Raw genomic sequence first — 9079 nt, 5'->3', positions numbered from 1 at the left:
CTACCCACAGTCCGCGCTGCACTCGAACGCGAAACCGCCGAACCTGTCGTGCACAATGACCAGGTGAGCGCAGCCTGATGCTCACCGGACCGCCACCGAAGTTCCACGGAACTCGGGACAACCTCGGGACTCCCTCTCTAGATGCTCTTCACTGCGGTACTCCTCGCGTTTGACAGTTTGTCATTGCCAAAGGCGGGGCGGGTTTCCGCTGGTCGCGAGTTGTCGCGGATTGTCACCAAACTGACTTACGATATTGTGTTTCCACAGCTAGATGGCTATTTCCTGCTATTTCGCAAGTGGTTCGAGTCCCCTTAGCTCCACCAAAATTGTCTATTTCAACCCGCCATTTCGCTTTACACCTCATGCGTCGTCACCTCCGAAACACAGCACCTTCCTCGGCAATGTGCCCGGCACCATGTATCAGGATTTCTGTCTCCGCCTTGGCTGCACGTCTCCTCGCAAGGACAAGTGCACGTCGGTCGGTGTAGTGGGGGCAAGGGCCCGGTCCGGTGAGCGGACCGCCCCAACCGGCCCGACCGTTGTCCCCAAGCACGCCAACGTGCTTCCCGGCGCTGGCGTGCGGCGCCACCGGCCCTGGCCGAGCCCGGGCGGTGCGGTGATGTCGCTCCCGGGCGCCCGACGGGCCTGGGGCGCTCAGTTCGTTCGCCTTCGCGCCGAATCCGTTCTCGGGCTCGGGGACATGCTTGATTTGCGCCTGTAGACCGTGGTCGCCTCTGAAGTCGCCGACGGCTTCGGTATCGCGCGGTTGGGGACGCGCGCAACTATGTTGATAGACAGCGCAATTGGCGCGGGCGAGCAGGCCATCTCTGCTTAGTCAGTCTGCGCATCGCTCAATCGATGGATTGTGGCTGAGTCGTAGGCGTCGGAGTGACGTCTTGGACGTTGCCGTCGACGTGCTGGCGGGTCGGCGGCACGCGGCCGAACGGGGCGTGTTCAAGCCACAGATTGTGGTCACTGCCCAGCACATAGACCGTGTTCGCGTCCACCGCCGAACACGCGATCACGTTGCCGTCGACGTGTTGGCGGGTCGGCGGCACGCGGCCGAACGGGGGGTGTTCAAGCCACAGATTGTGGTCACTGCCCAGCACATAGACCGTGTTCGCGTCCACTGCTGCGCAAGAGATGGCGTTGCCGTCCACGAGTTGCCTTGCCGGGGGGACGCTGCCGAACGGGCCGTGTTCAAGCCACAGATTGCCGTCACTGCCGACAACGTAGACCGTGTTCGCGTCCACCTCCGAACAGGCGATCACGTTGCCGTCGACGTGTTCGCGGGTCGGGGAGCCGCTGCCGAACGGGCCCTGTTCAAGCCACAGATTGCGATCGGTGTCGATGATATAGACCCTATTCGGGTCTCTTGCCGCGCAAGCGATCACGTTGCCATCGACGTGTTCGCGGGTCGGGGAGGTGCCGCGGGTGAATAGGTCGCGTTCAAGCCACAGATTGCCGTCTCCGCTCAGAACGTAGACCGTTGTCGCGTCGACTGCCGCGCAAGCGGTCGCGTTGCTGGCGGCGAGCTGACGGCTGGGTGGGACATTGCCGAACGGGTTGCCGAACTCCAGCCACAGCTTGCCGTCCCCACCCAGAACGAACACCGTACGTACGTCGACCGCACTGAACGTTGGCATACTCATTTTCTTTACCCTGTCTCTAGAATTTGCCGCCGACGGGTTCCCCACCAAATGCTCTGCTCTGCGAGGTGGTCCTCCGACGGGCTGACATATTGACGCCAGCAAATGTAGGACCTGGCCAAGTGAAACAATCGAGATGGATCCTGCAGTAGCCGGGCCCCCGGCACGATCCATTACGCGTCGATCAGGGTCGTTGAGGCAAGAGCGTGGTCCGCTGAGCGGACCGGGTTCTGGCCAAGCGATCGAGGCCCTGGCCAAAAGGGTTACCAAAGAAGGTCTCTGGCTACCGGCATAGCCGCTCAGAGTTCCAGCCCGTAACCGTCGTCGCCGCGGCTGCGGCCGCGTTGGTGGCTTTGTTCGGTGCCGCGGGTTTGGGTGAGGCGTTGGTAGGCGGCTTGACGGCGGTGCTCGCTGACGGTGTGTTGGCGCCAGGTTTCTCGCCGATGTGTGCGGCGTTGTTCGTTGCGTTCCAACAGTTCTGCCACGACCGGGGGCAGCTGGTGGTGTGGGGTGCGTTCGGCGTGGGCGTGCAGGGTGCGCGGGCGCTCGTCGTTGGCCAGGATCATCCGGAAGTGGTGGGCGGCAGTGTATTTGTTGCCGCGGCGCATCTGGTGGACCTCACCGTCGTCGAGCAGATGGCGGTGCTCGTGGTCGGCTTCGCCGGCCTGGCGGGTGTAGATGTAGACGTGGTTGTGTTCGCGGCCGCGGGACATGGCGACGTATGCCACTGCGCGGCTGGCGGATTCGCTGATCACGGCATGGGTGGTGTCGGCGGTGACACCTTGGGCGGAGTGCACGGTGGCGGCATAACCCAGGGTGATGTGGTGGCGCACGTAGTCGTTGTCGAAGACGGCGCGGGCCTTGTCGGTGAGGCGTTCGGCGGCGATGCGCCCGGTGGCGGCATCCAGCCCCGCGACGCGCCAGCGGTTTCCGTTACGGACCTGACTTAAGTGCTCACCGCGCTGGTGGCCGGGGCTGGGCCGCACATCAACGGTGGCGTCGTTGCGACGGCTGATGATGATGTGGCCCCGCCGGATTTCTTGGTCGCGGTCTGCGTGCACGGCGGGGCCCTCGACGGTCAAGGCGTCATGGAGGCGGTGGTTGAGCGCGTCAGCGAGCTCCCAGGTGTCGCAGATCAGCAGCGAGTCGTTGCCGGCGGCCCGGTCCGCGAGGTAGGCGTCCTGGGCGTCGGCGGCCATCGCGATCTGATCACCGGTGTGCAGACGGCCATGGGTGCGATACCAGCCGACGGCTTTGCGCAGCCGGTTGCCGTGCCCGTCGCGCAGCGCCAACGAGGCGGCCCGTTCGGCGGGGTCGCGCAGCCGCCCACACCTCGGAGAGCCGCTGCGCCCAGGGCAGCTCAGTGCAGAGTTGCTCGAACATGCCGCCCCGGGCTTTGACCGGTTCGAGTTGGTAGGGGTCGCCGACCAGCACGGTTTTCACGTTGGCCGCGGTGGTGGCTTGCCAGCAGCGTGTGCAGCTGTGGTGTGCCGACCATGGAGGCCTCATCGACCACGACCACGCTGCCCCGATCCAGGGTGAGCTCGCCAGCGCCGTGCAGCTGCAGGGCCTTAGCCAGGGTCAGGCCGCGATCCCCGGCGCCCCCGTGGATGGCCTCATCGACCGCCCTGCCGGTCGGCGCCAGGACAAGGACCTGTTTGTGTGTGTGGTGCGCGGCGGCGCGCAGCGCGCTCAGTAAGTGCGTTTTCCCCGCACCCGCGGGCGCCTGCAGCGGTTGCACCAAAAACGGTGAGGCCGCGATGTTGCCGACGGCGCGCGCCTGATCAGCAGACAAGTCATGCACGTCCTCACCGCGCACCCACAACCGCGCATGGCCGGCGGCCGCGTCGACCATGTCAAAGACGCGCTCCTCCTCGGCGATCACCGCGTCCACGGTGAACTTGTCATGTCCTTCGCGGTGATGCGCCACCCTGGTTGCGGTAACGCGCACGCCGACCACCTCGACGATCTCTTCAATGAGCGCGCGCGGGTCGCCGGGCGCATCGACGGGCAGTTGCGCGCCGACCAGCTCGACCATGTCGGCGCGGGTGAACGCGGCCTTGTCGATGCGCGCGGCCATGCGCGCCAGCCGCACCCGGTCCAGCGCGGTGCGCGCCCCCGAGCGGCTGCGCACCACCGATGCGCGCCGCGCACTGCGCGCCTCAAAATGCGCTGCGCGGTCGAGCTGCAGACCGCGCGCATCGGCGCGCCACTGCTCCTTGAGCGTCTCCCAGGCCAGTGACTCCGGCTTGGCCGGACGGGTGGCTTTCTGCGCGGCGGCCAACTGCGCGGCGGTCGGTTCCCCGTCGACCACCACCAGATTGTCGCGGGCCCATTCCCGTAGCCGGGTGGAGCGCTGCGACCACGCCTTGAGGCAATCCTTGTCCACGCCGGCAATTTCGGCCATGCCGGTGTGCTCACCGACCGGGCTCCACTCCAACCCGAGCTCGGCATGCAGCTCATTCCGCAGGGCGGCTTGATAAATGACCCCGGCGGCCTTGGCCTCGTGATACAGCGACGTCGAGTCCAACGACACCAGTGCGCCGTCGGCGCGGACCTGCCGGTTGGGCACAATCATGTGGGTGTGCAAATGCGGGTCGCCGCATCGGGACGTTTCGTGTTGGTAGGCGATCGCCACCAGGCCCGGCAGCCGTTGCAGATCCTTGGTTCCGGTGAGCGGGTTGTGCACCCGGGTGTACCCAGCGTGGTGATGCAGGTAGGTCATGGCCGCACTGATCGCCCGCGTGTGGGCGGCCTGGATGGCTTTTTCGCCGACATCATCGGTCAGTGCCCGCAGCAGCGACACGCTTTTCGGGGCGGCGAGGGTCAGGTCAAAACCGTGCACGCTGCCCTGGGTGAAGGCCCGCCCGCTGACCCCGTTGGAGGCGATCCCCTCGTCGAGCCAACGTGCCGCGGTCTCGGTGTCGGCAAACCCACCCGCTAGAGCGGCCCCGTCCAGCCCGGTGCGCTCCCCGACCGCGGCCGCATCGCCGACGACCAGCCAGGTGGGCACCCGAGTGTCACCTTCGGTGTAATACTCCCCCAGCCCGCCGTTGGCCCGCGGACGGTCCATCGCAGCCTGTTTCGCGTGACTGGCAGTGTCGTTGTAATAGTTGATGCTCCACCGCGACAACCGCGAGATCGTCAACACTGAGTACCACCTCACGCTCCGGCGGAACGAGACCGCCTGTGGCGGCTTGCTTTTCGGGCGCGATCAGCGCGCCCGAAACCCAGTATTGCACCCTTGTGCCAATGTGCCGTGCAGAAACTCTGGGCAGGTTAGCCGAGGAGGAGATGGTGAGAGTCCATGTGGGACTGTGGTTTCAGATGATACACGTAGGAATGTGAAGGGATGGATAGAGACAGGTATCGATGAGAAAGCTTTGAACGTGGTGGGTTTGCTTGCTGGCGGCAGGCAGGCGCAGAGTGGCGCGGTCGGCCACTGCAGCGCCGCAGCCGATTTCGTATGGGATTCAGGCGATGCGTTTGATGGTGGCCAGCTCCGATGCGAGGTGTTCACGGGCGATTTCGGCGTCGTAGTGAGCCTGCATGTTGATGAAGAACATGTCGCTCAGCCCTAGTGCGCGCGAAAGCCGCAGTGCGGTGTCAGCAGTGATCGCGCGCTTGCCGTGCACGATCTCGTTGATACGGCGGGGCGGCACGTCGATCGTTTTGGCGATCCGGTACTGCGAGATGCCCAGCGGGTCGAGGAATTCGGCCTTGAGGATCTCACCGGGGTGGGTGGGTGCGAAGTCGGCCATTGCGTTTGTCCTTTCTAGTGATAGTCGACGAGCTCGACGTTGCCGGCGCCGCCGGCACTCCAGGTGAAGCAGATGCGCCACTGGTCGTTGACGCGGATGCTGTATTGGCCGGCGCGGCTGCCGGTCAGCTTCTCCAGTCGGTTGCCAGGGGGCACCCGTAGGTCGTTGATGCTCTCGGCGGCGTTGATGAGAACGAGCTTGTTGTATGCGAGCCTGCTCAGTTCCGGACTGAGTTTCTTGAGGTAGCGGCGCTGCCAGATCGCCTCGGTCTCCTTGTCCCGGAACGAGCGGATCACTCGTCCAATAGTAACGCTAGGCGTTATTAACGGCAAGCGTTATGGCTCAGGGAGGGCCGAAGATTGTGCACGGAGTAGCCGCCGGGCGAATTACAGTAGTAAAATAGGACTCATCACGAGGGGATCGTATGACTCACACACACTCCCCGAACCCAGCTGAGCATAGCTCATTCAGCGGCAGGCCTATCAACGGCAGCTGGCTTCTCACCGTTTCCGAAGCTGCTGCCGCGCTGCGTATCTCACGCTCGTCGATCTATCGGCTCTTCGATGCCGGCGAGCTTGCGTGGGTCCAGATCGGGGCCTCGCGCCGGGTCAACTCGGCGGAGATTGATCGCTTCATCGTGGCGCACACCGGGGCCGCCCTTACACCGCAAGCCAATGGCTGAGCGTCGCCGGCTGGCGCCGACGATGAGCGCCGAGCTGGCACGTCGCGCCAGTCGCGGGTCGCGGCGAGCCGTCATCCGTCCAGTCGCGAATTGCTGGAGGTGCTCATGTTGACCGACGATGGAGAATTCATCACGGTGCAGGCTGCAGCCAGCCGACTTGCCGTGAGCCGACGGATGATCTACCGGCTGATCTGGGACCAGAAGGTCAGGTCTGTCCAGATTGGGCGATGCCGGCGGATCGTCCGGAAGTCATTCGACGACTATGTCGCCGGCCTCATCGATGGCGCTGCGTGATGGCGCGCCGAAAGCAAACCAAGAAAAACGCCAACGGGGAAGGCGGCGTCTACCACCGCCCTGACGGCCGCTGGGAAACAAAGTTCTTCGTAGACACACCGGACGGGCGGCGCAAGCGGATCACCGTATACGCAAGCAGCGAGCGCGAAGCGCTTGACGAGTTGAACGATCTTCGCGACAAGCAACGCCGCGGCATCCCGATCGCCACGACGACATTGACTGTGGCGGATTACATGGCGTATTGGCTGGAACACATCGCCGAACCCGGCATCCGGCGGACGACGTACGCTACCTACGAGGGGGACGTGCGTCTGCACATCATCCCCGGTATCGGCAAGCGGAAGCTGAAAACCTTACAGGCCTCCGAGATTCGGCTTTGGCTGAACCAACTGCGGACGCGGTGCCAGTGTTGCGCTCAAGGCAAAGACACGAACCGAAAAACGCCGAGGTGCTGCGCGAAGGAGGAGCCGGAGTGCTGCCGGGACGTGTTGTCGTCGAGCTCCATCCGCCACGTCCTCAGAGTCCTGCGTGCAGCGCTGCAAGACGCCGTCGATGAGGAACTTCTCAGCCGCAACGTCGCCCGGCTGGTTCAGCTACGGGTCACCGATGACCGAAAAGTCCGCAGCTTCACCCGCGCCGAGGCGCTGCGCTTTCTCAAAGCCGCCGAACAACACAGGCTATACGCGCTCTGGGCGGTGGCCCTGGCGATGGGACTGCGTCGTGGCGAAGCGCTGGGTCTTGCCTGGTCCGATGTCGACCTCGAAAACGCCCGACTAACGATCCGCCAGGCGCTACACCGGGTCGACGGCGAGCTTCAACTCGAGCAGGTCAAAACGGAGGCGTCGGTCGCCGTGCTGCCCGTCCCGGCCCCGCTGGTGAACATTCTGCGCGGGCACCGCACTAGACAGCTTGAAGAGCGCTTCACGGCCGGCGCTCAGTGGCGCGACACCGGGCTCGTCTTCATCACGGCAAGCGGCGGCTTCCTCGAACCACGCAACATCAACCGCACGTTCCACAGCCTGTGCGCTCGGGCAGAGATTCCGCAGCTGCGTGTGCACGATCTTCGCCACTCGTGCGCCACCCTGCTGTTCACGATGGGTGTACCGCCCGCGACCGTGCAGCGGATTTTGCGACACAGTTCGATCACGGTGACTACGGGAACCTACGTCGAAGTGATCGAGGCGGTGCAGCGTGATGCCTTGGACTCGATGGGCGCCCTGTTCGAACACGTTGACGACGAATCGTCGGGCCGGTTGTCGTCAAAGAAGTCACGGTTGTCGTCACCGTTGTCGTCAAACGCTCGAAAATTGGGGCCCTGAAACCGTATTTCGCCTTGTGGAGCTAAGGGGACTCGAACCCCTGACCCCCACACTGCCAGTGTGGTGCGCTACCAGCTGCGCCATAGCCCCAAGAAGTTGTGCTCATCGAAGCTACACCACTGCCAACTTTCCTTCAAAGTTGCTGCTCAGGCCAGCTCAACGTCGGCCTGAGACGGCAAGGCATCAGATACCCGATCGAGCGCCGGCCGCGTTTCCGGGGCCACCACCCAGCCGACGGCGGCGATCAGCAGAACTATCCCGCTGATGGCGAAGCCCCAGCCGTAGCCCATCTGCTCGGCGACCCAACCGAGCGTCATGGATCCGACGATGGCACCCAGATCGGCCATCATCTGCACCATCGCCACCGGCATGCCCGCGCGCGCCTCACTGCCGAGGATGTCGGCAACTGCGGCCTGCATCGGCGACATGTAGATGCCCGTCGTCGCACCGACCACACACGCCACGGCCAGAAACGCCGGCAACGACGACAGGGCGCCCAGCCAGACGGTCGCCGCACCGGACGCGGTCAGGCCGACGATCAACAAGGTGCGCCGTCCCATGCGGTCAGACGAGTAGCCACTGGGGATGACGGCAAAGCATTACCGGCAGCAAACATCGCAAGCACGAGACCGATGATCCCGACGCTCCGGCCCATGACGTCGGAAATGAACAGTGGGACCAGCGCGACGCGAAGCCCGAATGCCGACCAGCCAGTCGCAAAATTGGATAGCAGCGCCGACCGATATGCGCGAAACCGCAGCGCCTCTCGCATCGTCACCGTCGTGCGTGTCGGGGGCGCGGGCGCGGCCAGCTCCGAATCCCGCAAGCTGTAGAACAGCACCACTCCCACACCCAGCATCCCGACGCCGTAAACGACGAACGGGGCAGTCAACCCCCACCCCGCCGTTAGCCCGCCGATCGCCGGCCCGCAGACCCCCGCCCACCATGAACGAAGTGGTGAATATGCCCGCAACTCGCCCGCGCGCGTCGACCGGGCTGATATGGATCATCAGTCCCAACGCCGAGACATAAAACAGCGTCGACCCTATGCCGCTCAGGGCACGGAAAACCAGCAGTTGCCAGTATGTTTGGGAGAACGCGCACGCCATGGTGGACAATGCCACCACCAGCAAACCACCAATGTAGATCCGCCGCTCACCCAACCGCTGCACCAGCAGGCCGCTGACCGGCGCAAAACACAGCCGACTCAACGAAAAGACGGTGACTAAGAACGTCACCGCCTCGATGCGAGGTTGTCCCGAGTTCCGTGGAACTTCGGTGGCGGTCCGGTGAGCATCAGGCTGCGCTCACCTGGTCATTGTGCACGACAGGTTCGGCGGTTTCGCGTTCGAGTGCAGCGCGGACTGTGGGTAG

6 protein-coding genes, 1 tRNA gene and 2 pseudogenes are annotated in these 9079 nt (G+C 64.4%); 3 read left to right on the top strand and 6 right to left on the bottom strand.

Annotation, left to right across the window (positions count from 1 at the left end; translation table 11 throughout):
- Nucleotides 1-851: 851 nt before the first annotated feature.
- From ACLP9N_RS31190 to ACLP9N_RS31175, 4 genes and pseudogenes are all read right to left on the bottom strand, one after another.
- Nucleotides 852-1646, bottom strand: coding sequence for a hypothetical protein (locus tag ACLP9N_RS31190; RefSeq protein ID WP_442411000.1), 795 nt, complete (start codon nucleotides 1644-1646; stop codon nucleotides 852-854).
- A gap of 302 nt (nucleotides 1647-1948) precedes the next feature.
- A pseudogene (gene mobF / locus ACLP9N_RS31185) lies at nucleotides 1949-4800 on the bottom strand (MobF family relaxase).
- A 322-nt stretch (nucleotides 4801-5122) separates the two neighbouring features.
- A complete protein-coding gene (locus tag ACLP9N_RS31180) occupies nucleotides 5123-5410 on the bottom strand; it encodes a HigA family addiction module antitoxin (RefSeq protein WP_442410999.1) in 288 nt (95 codons plus the stop codon).
- 14 nt (nucleotides 5411-5424) lie between these two features.
- Nucleotides 5425-5706 carry a type II toxin-antitoxin system RelE/ParE family toxin gene (locus ACLP9N_RS31175; protein ID WP_442410998.1) on the bottom strand — a complete coding sequence of 94 codons (282 nt, stop codon included), beginning with the start codon at nucleotides 5704-5706 and terminating at the stop codon, nucleotides 5425-5427.
- A 128-nt stretch (nucleotides 5707-5834) separates the two neighbouring features.
- Here ACLP9N_RS31175 and ACLP9N_RS31170 point away from each other — a divergent pair, with 128 nt between their 5' ends.
- The 3 genes from ACLP9N_RS31170 (at nucleotide 5835) to ACLP9N_RS31160 (ending at nucleotide 7705) form a co-directional block, all read left to right on the top strand.
- The gene (locus ACLP9N_RS31170; protein WP_442410997.1) at nucleotides 5835-6092 is read left to right on the top strand and encodes a helix-turn-helix domain-containing protein; all 258 of its coding nucleotides are present in this window, start codon (nucleotides 5835-5837) and stop codon (nucleotides 6090-6092) included.
- 105 nt (nucleotides 6093-6197) lie between these two features.
- On the top strand, nucleotides 6198-6386 hold the full coding sequence (locus ACLP9N_RS31165) for an excisionase family DNA-binding protein (RefSeq protein ID WP_442410996.1): 189 nt from the start codon (nucleotides 6198-6200) through the stop codon (nucleotides 6384-6386).
- Nucleotides 6386-7705: a tyrosine-type recombinase/integrase gene (locus tag ACLP9N_RS31160; protein ID WP_442410995.1), complete on the top strand. Its 1320-nt coding sequence runs from the start codon at nucleotides 6386-6388 to the stop codon at nucleotides 7703-7705. The genes ACLP9N_RS31165 and ACLP9N_RS31160 overlap by 1 nt, the downstream gene beginning before the upstream one ends.
- Before the next feature lie 17 nt (nucleotides 7706-7722).
- Here ACLP9N_RS31160 and ACLP9N_RS31155 read toward each other — a convergent pair.
- Both ACLP9N_RS31155 and ACLP9N_RS31150 read right to left on the bottom strand, forming a co-directional pair.
- Nucleotides 7723-7795, bottom strand: a tRNA-Ala gene (locus tag ACLP9N_RS31155).
- Nucleotides 7796-7838: 43 nt separating this feature from the next.
- Nucleotides 7839-8952, bottom strand: a pseudogene (locus tag ACLP9N_RS31150) (MFS transporter); the annotation flags it as partial.
- Between the last annotated feature and the right edge of the window lie 127 nt (nucleotides 8953-9079).

The sequence above is a fragment of the Mycobacterium sp. genome (assembly GCF_052144515.1).
Lineage (GTDB): Bacteria > Actinomycetota > Actinomycetes > Mycobacteriales > Mycobacteriaceae > Mycobacterium.
This window is presented reverse-complemented; position numbering and strand designations above follow the sequence as displayed.

Excerpts from the sequence above, each read along its gene's own strand:
- ACLP9N_RS31180 (WP_442410999.1), bottom strand. The coding sequence starts at position 5,410 with ATGGCCGACTTCGCACCCACCCACCCCGGTGAGATCCTCAAGGCCGAA.
- ACLP9N_RS31170 (WP_442410997.1), top strand. The coding sequence starts at position 5,835 with ATGACTCACACACACTCCCCGAACCCAGCTGAGCATAGCTCATTCAGC.
- ACLP9N_RS31160 (WP_442410995.1), top strand. The coding sequence starts at position 6,386 with ATGGCGCGCCGAAAGCAAACCAAGAAAAACGCCAACGGGGAAGGCGGC.
- ACLP9N_RS31165 (WP_442410996.1), top strand. The coding sequence starts at position 6,198 with ATGTTGACCGACGATGGAGAATTCATCACGGTGCAGGCTGCAGCCAGC.
- ACLP9N_RS31190 (WP_442411000.1), bottom strand. The coding sequence starts at position 1,646 with ATGCCAACGTTCAGTGCGGTCGACGTACGTACGGTGTTCGTTCTGGGT.